We start from the raw sequence: 11,926 nt of genomic DNA on the forward strand, positions 1-11,926 counted from the left end.
GTCGTGCTCAATGGCGGCGCCATCGAGCAGATCGGCGATCCGATCTCGGTCTATGAACAGCCCGCCTCCACCTTCGTCGCCTCCTTCATCGGCTCGCCGGCCATGAACCTGATCCCGGTCAGCCTGCGCGACGGCCGCGCCACCCTCGACAGCGAAACGGCAGCAGGGGGCACCGGCCTTACCGGGCCCGACCTTGCCAATGGAGCTGGCTATACGCTGGGCGTGCGGCCCGAGCACTTCGTGCCGGCAAGCGAGCGGCCCGCCGGTCCCGGCGACCTCAGCCTCACCGTCACCACCACCGTGCTCGAACCGGTCGGCGCAGAGAGCTACCTCTATGCCACCATCGGCGGTGACAGTGCGGCAACCGGCGCAGTGGCAAACAGCGCGGCCCCGCATGTGGTCATCCGCGTCCCCGCCGCCGCCCGCCACCAGCCCGGCGAAGTCCTCTCCTTCACCGCCCCCGCAGACCGCATCCACCCCTTCGACAAGACTACAGGCAAACGCATCCAACGCTAAACGCGGGGAGGCAGAAACCAGAACCGCCCGAATGACACTCACGCCCCGGCCGCGACCCTTCGCGCGCGCCGGGGTTTTTTGGTGCCAAAAGGCGAGGGGCAGGCGCTACTGGCGGATCTCCACCGGCACGCACATCTGGTATAGACTGCGCTATGTCCAGCGCTCCCTCGTCCGAATCCCCACTAGTCCACGCAACGCCGGAGCTGATGCGCCGCGTGACCGCCTGGCTCGATCACCTTGGCGACGAACGGCGTCTTTCTGACAAGACTCTGGTTGCCTATGAGCGCGATGTGACCCAGTTCCTGCAGTTCCTGACGCTGCATCTCGGCGGTGCGCTGGGCGTCGACGAGATCCGAAGTCTTGCTCCTGCGGACTTTCGGGCGTTTCTGGCCCGTCGGCGCAACGCCGGTGTTGGCAGTCGCTCGCTGGCGCGCGGCCTTGCCGGCATCCGATCTTTCCTCGGCTTTCTGGAGCGGCGCGGCGAGGTCAATGCAGCGGCCGCCGGAGCGGTTCGGCCGCCGCGCCAGCCGCGTTCGTTGCCCAAGCCGCTGTCGGTCGCGGATGCGAGGGCGGTGACCTCCGGCGATCTGGCTCTGGAGACTGCGCCCTGGATCGAGGCGCGCAATGCAGCCGTTCTGACGCTGCTTTATGGCTGTGGCCTGCGTATCTCCGAAGCCCTGGCGCTGTCCTTGCGCAGTGCGCCTTTGCCGACCACGCGCAGCTTGCGCATTGTCGGCAAGGGCGGAAAGGAGCGCATCGTGCCCTTGCTGCCGGCGGTTGGCGAGGCAATCGCCGCCTATCTGCGGCTGTGTCCCTACCAGCTGGAGCCCGATGGGCCGCTGTTTGTCGGCGCGCGCGGCGGGCCGCTCAGCCCGCGCTTGATACAGATGGCAGTCGAGAAACTGCGCGGCGCGTTGGGTCTGCCCGACAGTGCAACACCGCATGCTCTGCGCCACTCCTTCGCCACGCATCTTCTGGCGAGCGGCGGGGACTTGCGCTCGATCCAGGAACTGCTGGGCCATGCCAGCCTTTCCACCACGCAGATCTACACGGAAGTCGATGCCGCGCGGCTTCTGCAGGCCTATGACAAGGCGCATCCCCGGGCGCGGGGCGAGCGGGTCTAGGGCAGATCCGGCGACGATGAGGTGGTCCTCCGTCAGTAACTGCCTGAAAACAGAGTACTTTCGCACCGTAGGCTTTGCTGCGGCCCTGCGCCTTGAGCGCCACGCCTCGCCGCTCCATGACGATTTTGTAGATTCGGTGTTGGCGCAGCCGTTATTCTGCTGTATATGAAAGCTATCGACTTTTTGGGCCAGGCTTGGCTTCTCGCGGTGTCAACGATATCGACCCGCCAATCTCTCTTCCAAAAATCTGCGATACACGACCGCCTTGATCATTCGGATCCGGGCGTCGAAACTCTATATCAAGGTACTGCACATGAAAACCGGAACCGTAAAGTTCTTCAACGGCCAGAAGGGCTTTGGCTTCATCCAGCCGGAAGACGGCAGCCGCGATGTCTTCGTTCACATCAGCGCTGTCGAGCGTTCGGGCCTCAGCCACCTCGGCGAAGGTCAGAAGGTCAGCTTCGAGCTGGAAACCGACCGTCAGGGCCGCAGCGCTGCTGCAAACCTGCAGCTTCTCTGAGCTGAATTCAGCGCTTTGAGAGCGCCGTCGCCCTGATCTGGCCAGACCGGACAGGCGAGTGAGCCGCCTCCAAGACGCCAGGCCCCGGACTTGTCCGGGGCCTAAATTTTTTCGCCGCAGGGGGGTGCAATTTCCCAGAAACCTGCTAGGTTGCGCCACCTTTCGTGCCGTATGGCGCTTGTACTCAACTCCCCCGGTCGCCGCCAAGGCAGTTTCGGCCGGGCCAACGTCAGGATTTACCTTGCAGGTTCTCGTTCGTGACAACAACATCGAGCAGGCGCTCCGCGTCCTGAAGAAGAAGCTCCAGCGTGAGGGCGTGCTGCGCGAGATGAAGGCGCGCCGCTCTTTCGAGAAGCCGTCTGAGAAGCGCGTGCGTGAAAAGGCTGAGGCCGTTCGCCGTGCCCGCAAGGCTGCTCGCAAGCTCGCACAGCGTGAAGGCCTGATCGCAGCTCCCAAGCGCAAGGCGCGCTGAGCCGTCCAGGTCTTGTCTTTCCTGCAATGCCCTCGGACCAACCGGTTCCGGGGGTTTTTGCATGGGATGCGCCGCGCTGAAAATTAACGGAAGGTTAAGCGCCGACCGCTAGCGTCTGGTCATGGGAGGATGCCTATGACGCCGCTGGTCCAGTATACCGCCACTGCCGCCTTTGCCATCGGCCTGGTTGTTGGTGGCGTCATGCCCTGGGGTCGGACAGTGGACATGGCTCTGGCGCAGTCGACCGGGCGGGTTTACTGCCCGCTGCCCGAAGACGGCATCTGGGTTGACCGCAAGGCCAAACGCCAGGAATTGACGCGGCTTGAGGTGGAAAGTCGCTGCGTCGACGATAAGGTGGAGATCCGCGCCCGGGCCTTCATGCGCTGCAGCCCGAGTGATTGCAAATGGGGCTGGACGGAAGCGACCCTTCGCCCCGGCGGCGGCGTCAATGTGCGTCTGCTTGGCTTCTATGGTGCCCGCATTATCGATATCCGTGCCTTTGGCGATCAGGTCGAGGCCTATGTCACGGCGATGCCGCATGACCCGACGCGCCAGGAAGTTGTCACGAGCCACATCCTCAGCCGGGCAAAGCGATAATCCACACCGACTTGTGATGACAAGGCGCTTGCTCGCTGTCCGGTGTCGGTTACCCTACGGCAATGGGCAGTGAACGCCCTGTCGAGGAGGACATCACATGACTGCATTGAAGACGTCCGCATCGGTTTTGGCTCTCGGTCTGGCTGGCAGCCTGGCCATGTCCGGCGCAGCGCTGGCCTGTGGGCACATGAAGTCCGTCAAGGCCAAGTCCGACATGTCCGTGGCGCAACTGCCGCAGCAGACCGGCAGCGCTGCGACCGGCATGTCGATTGCCACCAGCGATGTGAAGATCGCGCCGTTCACCGTTGTCCAGCCGCAGGCCCCGGCAACGCGTTGAACCAGGCGAGGGAATTGCCTCAGGCAGGGTGGCCGCGTCAGGCAAGCCCCAGTTCCAACTTGATCCGCCGCGGCAGTTTCGCGGCGATCAACCCGTGGGCGGCTAAAACATAGGCTTTCGCCTCGTCTGCCTCGACGCTTGTGCTCGAGATCAGTTGGATCCAGCCGGCGCGGGCCAGATAGGGGGCGGGCTGATACTCGGGCCGCTCCCGCAGCATATGCCCGGTGAGGTCCGAGGCCTTGAAGCTGACGCGGCCGTCAGCGTCATCACCAAACCAGATTGCAAAGATCTTGCCGCCGACCTTCCAGACAGAAGCGCCGCCCCATTGGATGACATGGGTGGTGCCGGGAAGGCTGGCGCAGAAGGTGTCGAAGTCGGACCGGGTCATGGTGCAAAGGCTCATCGAGAAGAAATGGCAGTGGGCGGGTTGCTTGAAACTCTGTCGGACAGTCGCCATATTCGCAAGCAGTAAGGGGTGGTTGGCACCCCGGTCCGGATGCCTCCGCTGAGGGTCCGGGTCTCAAGGTCGCTTCAAGAGGACTTTGACGATGACGCGAATGTCAGCGTTTTCAAGCCCGTTCATGCTCGGTTTCGATGATATCGAACGGGTGCTGGATCGGGTATCGAAAGCCGCCAGTGACGGCTATCCGCCCTATAACATCGAGCGTTTGCCGAAAACGGACGAAACCGGCGAGGTAATCCGCATCACTCTTGCGGTTGCCGGCTTCACGCGCGAGCAACTGGATGTCTCCGTTGAGGAACGCCAGCTTGTCATCCGCGGACGGCAGCTGGATGACAAGGCCCGCCAGTATCTGCATCGCGGCATTGCCGCCCGGCAGTTCCAGCGCGCCTTCGTGCTCGCCGAGGGAATTGAAATCCTCGGCGCAGACCTCAAGGACGGACTTCTCTCGATCGATCTGGCCCGGCCCGAGCAGCAGCGGGTGATCCGCCGGATCGAGATTTCGGCCCCGGACTGATCGCCTCTGCGCTCGGCGGCGGGCGGAACGTCCGGTCGATTGAACACAATAAGGAGCACTGACAATGACGCGTGATCCCCATCCGCGCGCTGACAACCCGCGCGCTCTGTCACCTGAAGTTTTTGCCCAGCTTGGCACCGGCCATGTCGGCTATCTGCGCCAGATCTCGTCGGACGATCTGCATCGGCTGTTTCCGGGAACCCCGGAGATGGCGCGCGGCCTGCGTCTCTGGGCCCTCCTAGGAGCGGACGGCAATCCGATCCTGGTCTCGGACAGCCGGGAGGCGGCCATCGCCAATGCGCTCGAAACGGAACTGATCATGGTCAGCGTGCACTGAACCGCGCTGTTCAAGCCAGACAGGGGGCCGGCAGGAAAGTTTGCCGGTCCCTTTTTCGTTCTATAGGGCCAATCCCGGCTACTGACCGCCACCAAGGATCCAGTAGTTTGTCGGGTCGTCCGGACATTCAATCGGACCACATTCGGCAAAGGTCGTCACCGTGTTGGCGGCCGCGAGCCCGATGATCGCTGCGACGGCAAACTTGCCGAGCACAGGCAACGCAGAGAAGCGTCCAGGCGCAGTTTCGGTGCGCTCGAACTGGCGGTCCATGAGCAGCAGGATCGCGCTGCCCAGGATGACGAGGCAGAACAGCACAAGCGCCCAGGTATAGAAATGCAGCCCCAGGAACGGTGCGCCGTAACTGCCGGTTCCCGGAACGATGTGCAGCAGCACCTGTCGGCTGGCAACGGCAGCGCCAAAGCAGGCAGCCAGCAACATGAATCCGTAGTGGCGTGGCCTTGGCCCGTGAACCACGTTCATCAGCAGTCCAAATCCGACTGCTGTCAGAGCCGCGCGCTGCAGCAGGCAGAGCGGACAGGGCAGGTCGCCGCCGAAAAACTGGTCGTAATAGGCAAAGGCCAGTGCGGCGGAAACTGCCAGAAGGCCGAGCGCATTGAGGTGGCGGGCGAGTGCGGGCGTCAACATCGGTGCCTCCTTAAAGCGAAATGGCGAGGGGATCGGTCATGTGGTGGTTGAACCACACAAGACCGACGACCAGCGCAAGGGCGAACAGAAGGCTGGCCGTCCGGGCCCGGTCAGTGGCCGCCACCCAGAAGGCAGCGGTCAGAAGGGCAAAGATGAGCGTCGTCATGCAAAGGTCTCCGGGCCAGTCGACGGCCGGACCCAAGTGTCGGCTCAAAGTCTTTCAATTTGATTTCATTGAATTTTTCACGTTACGGCAAGTTTCAGGCGGCGGCACCATCCCGTCATTCAGTCATGTCGCTTTTTGCCTCTTGCAGGATCTGGCCACTGCGCTACCCTTCTTCGTGTCTGCAACAACCGAAAGGAGGTGAGCCCATGTCGAGTGAGACCCTGTGCGTGGCCCTGATGTCTGGGCGGAAGGGTGAGATGCTGGAGCAGCCTCTGGCAGCGAGAATTTCCGCCGGGATCTGATCCGGACACGAGGTCACGTCGATCTCACGGGAGGGCCGCGACTGCGGCCCTCTTTGTTTTTCAGAGCGTAATTAGCTGAAAACGCTGGGAAAATAGCCCATCTTCGGCTTTCTTGGATGAAAGCCTTGCCAAAGGCCCATGCCTTGCTGATATAAGGACCTCGGGAGGTTGGTGGTGGACGAGCCACTCGCCAACCGGGTCAGGTCCGGAAGGAAGCAGCCCTAACGAGATCCGGCACGGGTCACCGTGCCAGCCTCCCACCCTTTTCAGCGCGTTTTTGCTTGCGCTTAAAGACCACGGGCTTTCATGAGCGGTATCGATGGCGACAGCCCGGACGGCGTGACGGAACCCGGCGCGGACGAGATCCGTGATGATCTGACCCTCTCCATGTTTGGCGAAGCGCCAGCGCCTGCCGCCGCTCCTGCGGTGGTTGCCGAGGCAGCGCCCAAGGTTGCGGCCTATCGCGTCCTTGCCCGCAAGTACCGCCCCCAGACATTCGACGATCTCGTCGGCCAGGAGCCGATGGTCCAGACGCTGGAAAATGCGTTTGCAACGGGTCGTATAGCCCAGGCCTGGATGCTGACCGGTGTGCGTGGTGTCGGCAAGACGACGACCGCACGCATTCTGGCGCGCGGCCTCAATTACGAGATCCCCGGCGAGGCTGACCGGCCGACGGTCAAGCTGACGCGCGAGGGCGTGCATTGCCGCTCGATCATGGAAGGCCGCCACGTCGATGTGATCGAGATGGACGCCGCCTCGCACACCGGCATCAACGACATCCGCGAGATCACCGATGCGGCGCGCTACCGTCCGGCGACGGCGCGCTACAAGGTCTACATCATCGACGAAGTGCACATGCTGTCCAACGCGGCCTTCAACGGGCTGTTGAAGACGCTCGAAGAGCCGCCGGAGCATGTGAAGTTCATCTTCGCCACCACGGAAATCCGCAAGGTCCCGGTCACGGTCCTGTCCCGCTGCCAGCGCTTCGACCTGCGCCGCATCGAGCAGCCGAAGCTCGTCGGCCTGCTGCGCCGGATTTCCAATGCTGAAACGATCGACATTTCCGACGATGCGCTGACGCTGATCGCGCGTGCCGGCGAAGGCTCGGCGCGTGACAGCCTGTCGCTGCTGGACCAGGCCATCGCCCACGGTGCCGGTCACATCGACGCCGGCCAGGTGCGCGAGATGCTGGGGCTTGCCGACCGCGCCCGCGTCATCGACCTGTTCGGCCATGTCATGTCGGGCCGCATCGCCGAGGCGATGCAGGAACTGGCGCAGCAATACTCCATCGGCGCAGATCCCGCCGTCGTCCTGACCGATCTTGCGGACTTCACCCATCTCGTGACGCGCCTGAAGATCGTGCCGAAGGCGGGCGAGGAAGTCTCCGTCACCGAGACAGAGCGTCTGCGCGGCCGGGAGTTTGCCGAAAAACTGTCGATGCGGGCCCTGTCGCGCGCCTGGCAGATCCTGCTCAAGGGCATTTCCGAGGTTCAGGCCGCGCCGAAGCCGCTGGCCGCCGCCGACATGGTGCTCGTGCGCCTTGCCTATGCCGCCGATCTACCGGATCCGGAAGAAGCGCTGAAGCTGCTCCGCTCCGGCGCGCTTGGTGCCCTGCCGCAGGGGGCCTCTGCGCCGGGTGGCGGCCAGGGCGCTGGTCCTTCTGGCGCTGGTCCCTCTGGTGCAGGCTCTTCCGGAGGTGGCGCCATGGCCGTTGGCATGGGGTCTGGCCAGATGGGCCAGATGCCGCAGCCCTCAGGCGCGCCTGTCGCAGCGCTTTCCGGCGCACAGCCGCAGCCAGACGGGCGGCCACGTCTCGCATCCATTCAGGGCGGCATGACCCAGCCCGCCGTGGCACCGCAGCCGGCCCAGCCGCAGCGTGACATTCCGCCGGCCAGGCCAGCGATTGTCCTGCGCACCCTCGCTGATTGCGCTGCGCTCGCCTCCGAGAAGCGCGACATTCCGATGAAGGTCGCCATCGAGCGGCAGATGCGTCTGGTCAAGTTCGATCAGGGGCACATCGAAATCCAGCCGACCCGCGACGCGGGGGCCGATGTCGCCGGTGAACTGGGCCGCAAGCTGACTGAATGGACCGGAACCCGCTGGATCGTCTCCGTCAGCCGCGAACAGGGCCGCCCGACGATCCATGAGGAACGCGAGGCGACCCAGGCGCAGCTCCTCTCCGATGCCAAGTCGCATCCGACCGTTGCCGCGCTCTTGTCGGAGTTTCCAGGCGCGCGCATCGTGGACGTCCGCGTCACCGCTGACGAGGACGAGGCAGACCTCGCCGATCCGCTGCTCAACGAAGCCCTCGGCACCGACGACAGCGACGATATCTGAGCCGCGCCAGCGCCCGTGGCTTGCAATCGCCGCGCCGCATTCCCAGTTGCTCTTCGTCAATCGATGGAGGTCGGAATGATCGTTACCACCACCAGCACCCTGCAGAACCGCGAGATTCTTGATTACAAGGGCCTCGTCACCGGGGAAGCCATTCTGGGTGCCAACATCTTCAAGGACCTCTTTGCCGGTATCCGCGACATCGTCGGCGGGCGCTCCGGTGCCTATGAGGCCGAGCTTGCCAAGGCACGCACGATTGCGCTCGAAGAAATGCAGCAGAATGCCGCGCGTCTGGGCGCCAACGCGGTGATCGGCGTCGATCTCGACTACGAGACCGTCGGCAATGGCGGCTCGATGTTGATGGTCACCGCAACCGGAACCGCTGTTCTGGTGCGTTGATTCCTGCCTTGTCCGATACGCTCAAGCCACTGTGAGATGACGGTGACTGGCGTGCGCCCTATGGTCCGGTGATCATTCATCGGGAGATTGCCACCATGGTGCGCGCCACTGTTCTCGCTCTTGCTTTTGGCCTTGCCGTCCCCCTGCCGGCCAGCGCGGACACAGCGCTGTTCGCCGGCGGCTGTTTCTGGTGCGTCGAGGCGGACATGGACAAGGTGCCCGGCGTCACGGCCACCGTTTCCGGCTACGCCGGCGGCAGGACCGACAAGCCGACCTACAAGACCTATGAGGACGGCGGCCACCGCGAGGTGGTCGAGGTCACGTTCGATCCGGCGAAGGTCAGTTATGGCGACCTCGTCGCCATCTTCCTGCGCACTGTCGATGTGACAGATGCCGGTGGCCAGTTCTGCGACCGGGGCCATGGCTATTCAACCGCGATCCACGCGCTTGACGCGGCCCAGGAAAAGGCTGCCAAGGCGGAAATCGCCAAGGCCGAGAAGGTGTTGGGCCAGTCCATCGTGACCCCGGTCGAGGGCAAGGCCACGTTCTGGGCGGCCGAGGACTATCACCAGAACTACTATCTCGGCGAGGACCGCACGCTGACCCGCTTCGGCTATGTCAAGCAGAGCGAAGCCTACAAGGGCTATCGCGGGGCCTGCGGCCGCGATGTCCAGGTCAAGCGGGTCTGGGGCAACGAAGCCTACAAGGGCCTCAGCAAGGCTGGTTCCTGACGCCGCCAGTGGTCCGGCGCCCGGCGCTTACCGTCAGACGCCCGCCTCGAACGCCTCGACCAGCTCGATAAACGCATCGCCATAGCGATCCAGCTTGGTCTGGCCGACGCCGGAGACGGCAAGCAGTTGCTCCGGTGTCACCGGCCGCGCATGCGCAATGCCGATCAGTGTGGCATCGGGAAACACCACATAGGGCGGCACTTCATTCTCCCGCGCAATCTGCGTCCTGAGCCGGCGCAGGCGCTCGAACAGCAGCCGCTCTTCCGCATCCAGATCATCCGCCAGCGTGGATGACCGCTCGCCGCGCGAGGACTTGAGGCTGGCGGCAGCGCGGTCGCGGCGCAGCAACACCTTGCGCTCGTTGCGGAAAACGGCGCGGGCTTCCTCGGTCAGCACCAGCGCGCCATAGCTGGCGTGATCGACCCCCACCAGACCCATCGCCACAAGCTGCCGGGCCACCGACTGCCAGGTCTTCGGCGACAGGTCCTTGCCGATCCCGTAAACGGTCAGCTTGTCATGGCCGAAGCGGGTGATCTTCTCGTTGTCCTTGGCCAGCAGCACGTCGATGACATGCCCGGCGCCGAAGCGCTGGCCGGTGCGGTAGATCGCCGACATGAACTTAGAGGCAGCCTCCGTGCCGTCCCAGGTCTCCACCGGGGACAGGCAGGTGTCGCAGTTGCCGCAGGGCTTCGGGTACACCTCGCCGAAATGCGCCAGCAGCGCCTGCCGGCGGCAGCCGGCCGTTTCGCAAATGCCGAGCAGGGCGTTGAGCTTGGCGGTTTCCGCCCGCTTCACCTCATCCGGCGCGTCGCCCTCGGCGATCATCCGCCGGCGCTGCACCATGTCGGCCATGCCATAGGCCATCCAGGCTTCGGCCGGGGCACCATCGCGGCCGGCGCGGCCGGTTTCCTGATAATAGGCCTCGACGGACGAGGGCAGATCCAGATGGGCTACGAACCGCACATCCGGCTTGTCGATGCCCATGCCGAAGGCCACCGTGGCGACGAGGACGAGGTTTTCCTCCAGGAGAAAAGCGTCCTGGTTCGCTTCCCGGATCTCCCGGTCGAGCCCGGCGTGATAGGGCAGGGCGCGGATGCCCTTGGAGGTCAGCCAGTCGGCGATATCCTCCACCTTTGCCCGCGACAGGCAATAGACGATGCCGCTTTCGCCCTTGTGCCGCTTGAGGAAGTCGAGCAACTGCTGCCGCTGGTTGTCGCGCTCGACAATCTCGTAGCGGATGTTGGGCCGGTCAAAGGACGTCGTAAAAACATGAGCGTTTTCAAGCTTCAGGCGGATGCCGATGTCTTCGCGAGTGTGCGGATCGGCTGTCGCCGTCAGGGCGACGCGCGGCACGCCGGGATAGCGCTCGGCAAGGCTCGCCAACTGCAGGTATTCCGGCCGGAAATCATGCCCCCACTGGCTGACGCAATGGGCCTCGTCGATGGCGAACAGGGAAATCGGGATGCCTTCAAGCAGCCGTGAGAAGGAGGCCGTGGCCACCCTTTCCGGGGTCACATAGAGAAAATCCAGTGCTCCGGCGCGACAATCTCCGACAATTTTTGTCTGTTCATCCGCGCTCATGGCGGAGTTAAGGGCTGCGGCCCGAACGCCGGCAGCTTTCAGCGCGCCGACCTGGTCCTTCATAAGGGCGATCAGCGGCGAGATGACGATACCCGTGCCGGGTCGGCACAGCGCCGGGATCTGGAAGCACAGCGACTTGCCCGCACCGGTCGGGAACAGGACGATCGCGTCCTCGCCGGCAATCAGTGCATCAACCACTTCCCGTTGCCGGCCCCGGAAGGAGGCGTAGCCGAAGACGTCGGCCAGAACCTTCGCCGGATCGCGGCGGGCGGCGGGCGTTGCGGGGGTGATGAAGGCGTCGGCTTGTCGAGCCTGAGGATGCGACATCTGCGGCGGTTTCCCTTGTCCGGCGCACAATCCCTTATTCGCGCGCGCCGGGCAATGACCGCCTGTGGATGACAGCTGAAAACGCGCCGAAAAACGCGCCGAAGCAGCAGTGCTTGCCTCAGCTCCAGAGCGGACTGGTGAAAATGGCGACAGACGACGCGGTTGCCACCATCCAGGACAGCGAGCGCGGGGTCGCCCGGTCGGTCCAGTAGCAAAGGGTGTAGATGATCCGCATCAGGACAAAGAGAATGGCAAGCTTGTCGATCCAGATCGGATCACCGCCCTGCCAGAGGCCGACACCAACGGCGACTGCAAACAGCGGAAAGGCCTCGAACCCGTTCGCCTGAGCCCACTGGGCGCGGGCCCGGAATCCTTCGGCGAAATAGGCCGGATCGCGCGGGCGGGCATTTTCGAAGCCCTTCGACATCTTGGCGGGCAGCACGGAAAGCATGGGCAGGAAAGCAGCGACAAGAACGCACCAGAGGGCAATCGGCAAGGGAACGGCTCCTGAATGAAAACCGCTCGATGCGGCAGGGATGTGATTTGGCTATGTTGGTCATG

The 11,926-nt window shown here is 64.0% G+C and carries 15 protein-coding genes, 1 other RNA gene and 1 pseudogene; 12 read left to right on the plus strand and 5 right to left on the minus strand.

Annotated elements, in window-relative coordinates; genetic code table 11:
* The 6 genes and pseudogenes from ugpC to ACTIFE_RS17760 all read left to right on the plus strand — a co-directional run.
* A pseudogene (gene ugpC / locus ACTIFE_RS17735) lies at positions 1-516 on the plus strand (sn-glycerol-3-phosphate ABC transporter ATP-binding protein UgpC); the annotation flags it as partial.
* Between the two features lie 206 nt (positions 517-722).
* Positions 723-1,640 carry a tyrosine recombinase XerC gene (locus ACTIFE_RS17740; protein ID WP_439530469.1) on the plus strand — a complete coding sequence of 306 codons (918 nt, stop codon included), beginning with the start codon at positions 723-725 and terminating at the stop codon, positions 1,638-1,640.
* A gap of 313 nt (positions 1,641-1,953) precedes the next feature.
* Positions 1,954-2,160, plus strand: a complete 207-nt coding sequence (locus ACTIFE_RS17745; protein ID WP_106752704.1) for a cold-shock protein — start codon at positions 1,954-1,956, stop codon at positions 2,158-2,160.
* A 241-nt stretch (positions 2,161-2,401) separates the two neighbouring features.
* Positions 2,402-2,632, plus strand: coding sequence for a 30S ribosomal protein S21 (rpsU, locus tag ACTIFE_RS17750; RefSeq protein ID WP_106752703.1), 231 nt, complete (start codon positions 2,402-2,404; stop codon positions 2,630-2,632).
* 135 nt (positions 2,633-2,767) lie between these two features.
* Entirely contained in the window at positions 2,768-3,229 is a 462-nt protein-coding gene (locus tag ACTIFE_RS17755) for a hypothetical protein (RefSeq protein ID WP_439530470.1), read from the plus strand.
* A gap of 97 nt (positions 3,230-3,326) precedes the next feature.
* The gene (locus tag ACTIFE_RS17760; RefSeq protein ID WP_439530471.1) at positions 3,327-3,566 is read left to right on the plus strand and encodes a hypothetical protein; all 240 of its coding nucleotides are present in this window, start codon (positions 3,327-3,329) and stop codon (positions 3,564-3,566) included.
* Positions 3,567-3,603: 37 nt separating this feature from the next.
* Here the strand turns inward: ACTIFE_RS17760 and ACTIFE_RS17765 are convergent, their stop codons facing one another.
* Entirely contained in the window at positions 3,604-3,954 is a 351-nt protein-coding gene (locus ACTIFE_RS17765) for an MmcQ/YjbR family DNA-binding protein (RefSeq protein WP_439530472.1), read from the minus strand.
* 160 nt (positions 3,955-4,114) lie between these two features.
* Between ACTIFE_RS17765 and ACTIFE_RS17770 the strand changes: the two genes are divergently transcribed.
* Both ACTIFE_RS17770 and ACTIFE_RS17775 read left to right on the plus strand, forming a co-directional pair.
* Positions 4,115-4,543, plus strand: a complete 429-nt coding sequence (locus ACTIFE_RS17770) for an Hsp20 family protein (RefSeq protein WP_439530473.1) — start codon at positions 4,115-4,117, stop codon at positions 4,541-4,543.
* A gap of 64 nt (positions 4,544-4,607) precedes the next feature.
* Positions 4,608-4,880: a DUF1150 family protein gene (locus tag ACTIFE_RS17775; protein WP_439530474.1), complete on the plus strand. Its 273-nt coding sequence runs from the start codon at positions 4,608-4,610 to the stop codon at positions 4,878-4,880.
* 78 nt (positions 4,881-4,958) lie between these two features.
* Here ACTIFE_RS17775 and ACTIFE_RS17780 read toward each other — a convergent pair whose 3' ends face one another.
* Both ACTIFE_RS17780 and ACTIFE_RS17785 read right to left on the minus strand, forming a co-directional pair.
* Entirely contained in the window at positions 4,959-5,525 is a 567-nt protein-coding gene (locus ACTIFE_RS17780) for a disulfide bond formation protein B (protein WP_439530475.1), read from the minus strand.
* A gap of 10 nt (positions 5,526-5,535) precedes the next feature.
* Positions 5,536-5,691 carry a DUF5993 family protein gene (locus ACTIFE_RS17785; protein WP_439530476.1) on the minus strand — a complete coding sequence of 52 codons (156 nt, stop codon included), beginning with the start codon at positions 5,689-5,691 and terminating at the stop codon, positions 5,536-5,538.
* 465 nt (positions 5,692-6,156) lie between these two features.
* On the opposite strand from ACTIFE_RS17785, the gene ffs reads away from it, so the two are divergent.
* The 4 genes from ffs (at position 6,157) to msrA (ending at position 9,457) form a co-directional block, all read left to right on the plus strand.
* Positions 6,157-6,254, plus strand: an RNA gene (gene ffs, locus ACTIFE_RS17790) — signal recognition particle sRNA small type.
* A 45-nt stretch (positions 6,255-6,299) separates the two neighbouring features.
* Positions 6,300-8,330 (plus strand): DNA polymerase III subunit gamma/tau, encoded by a 2,031-nt coding sequence (locus ACTIFE_RS17795; protein ID WP_439530477.1) that lies wholly within the window; start codon positions 6,300-6,302, stop codon positions 8,328-8,330.
* Positions 8,331-8,405: 75 nt separating this feature from the next.
* Complete coding sequence (locus tag ACTIFE_RS17800; RefSeq protein ID WP_439530478.1) at positions 8,406-8,726, plus strand: heavy metal-binding domain-containing protein; 321 nt, start codon at positions 8,406-8,408, stop codon at positions 8,724-8,726.
* Positions 8,727-8,821: 95 nt separating this feature from the next.
* Positions 8,822-9,457 carry a peptide-methionine (S)-S-oxide reductase MsrA gene (gene msrA, locus ACTIFE_RS17805; RefSeq protein WP_439530479.1) on the plus strand — a complete coding sequence of 212 codons (636 nt, stop codon included), beginning with the start codon at positions 8,822-8,824 and terminating at the stop codon, positions 9,455-9,457.
* A 33-nt stretch (positions 9,458-9,490) separates the two neighbouring features.
* On the opposite strand, the gene recQ is transcribed toward msrA, so the two are convergent.
* A complete protein-coding gene (recQ, locus tag ACTIFE_RS17810) occupies positions 9,491-11,365 on the minus strand; it encodes a DNA helicase RecQ (RefSeq protein ID WP_439530480.1) in 1,875 nt (624 codons plus the stop codon).
* Positions 11,366-11,483: 118 nt separating this feature from the next.
* A complete protein-coding gene (locus tag ACTIFE_RS17815; protein ID WP_439530481.1) occupies positions 11,484-11,861 on the minus strand; it encodes an MAPEG family protein in 378 nt (125 codons plus the stop codon).
* Positions 11,862-11,926: the final 65 nt, after the last annotated feature.

The sequence above is a fragment of the Pannonibacter sp. genome, from assembly GCF_051860505.1.
Classification (GTDB): Bacteria; Pseudomonadota; Alphaproteobacteria; order Rhizobiales; family Stappiaceae; genus Pannonibacter.

What these genes read in the sequence shown, in the direction of transcription:
- ACTIFE_RS17740 (WP_439530469.1), top strand. Translation starts at nt 723, where the DNA reads ATGCGCCGCGTGACCGCCTGGCTCGATCACCTTGGCGACGAACGGCGT.
- ACTIFE_RS17745 (WP_106752704.1), top strand. Translation starts at nt 1,954, where the DNA reads ATGAAAACCGGAACCGTAAAGTTCTTCAACGGCCAGAAGGGCTTTGGC.
- ACTIFE_RS17755 (WP_439530470.1), top strand. Translation starts at nt 2,768, where the DNA reads ATGACGCCGCTGGTCCAGTATACCGCCACTGCCGCCTTTGCCATCGGC.
- ACTIFE_RS17760 (WP_439530471.1), top strand. Translation starts at nt 3,327, where the DNA reads ATGACTGCATTGAAGACGTCCGCATCGGTTTTGGCTCTCGGTCTGGCT.
- ACTIFE_RS17765 (WP_439530472.1), bottom strand. Translation starts at nt 3,954, where the DNA reads ATGACCCGGTCCGACTTCGACACCTTCTGCGCCAGCCTTCCCGGCACC.
- ACTIFE_RS17770 (WP_439530473.1), top strand. Translation starts at nt 4,115, where the DNA reads ATGACGCGAATGTCAGCGTTTTCAAGCCCGTTCATGCTCGGTTTCGAT.
- ACTIFE_RS17775 (WP_439530474.1), top strand. Translation starts at nt 4,608, where the DNA reads ATGACGCGTGATCCCCATCCGCGCGCTGACAACCCGCGCGCTCTGTCA.
- ACTIFE_RS17780 (WP_439530475.1), bottom strand. Translation starts at nt 5,525, where the DNA reads ATGTTGACGCCCGCACTCGCCCGCCACCTCAATGCGCTCGGCCTTCTG.
- ACTIFE_RS17785 (WP_439530476.1), bottom strand. Translation starts at nt 5,691, where the DNA reads ATGACGACGCTCATCTTTGCCCTTCTGACCGCTGCCTTCTGGGTGGCG.
- ACTIFE_RS17795 (WP_439530477.1), top strand. Translation starts at nt 6,300, where the DNA reads ATGAGCGGTATCGATGGCGACAGCCCGGACGGCGTGACGGAACCCGGC.
- ACTIFE_RS17800 (WP_439530478.1), top strand. Translation starts at nt 8,406, where the DNA reads ATGATCGTTACCACCACCAGCACCCTGCAGAACCGCGAGATTCTTGAT.
- msrA (WP_439530479.1), top strand. Translation starts at nt 8,822, where the DNA reads ATGGTGCGCGCCACTGTTCTCGCTCTTGCTTTTGGCCTTGCCGTCCCC.
- recQ (WP_439530480.1), bottom strand. Translation starts at nt 11,365, where the DNA reads ATGTCGCATCCTCAGGCTCGACAAGCCGACGCCTTCATCACCCCCGCA.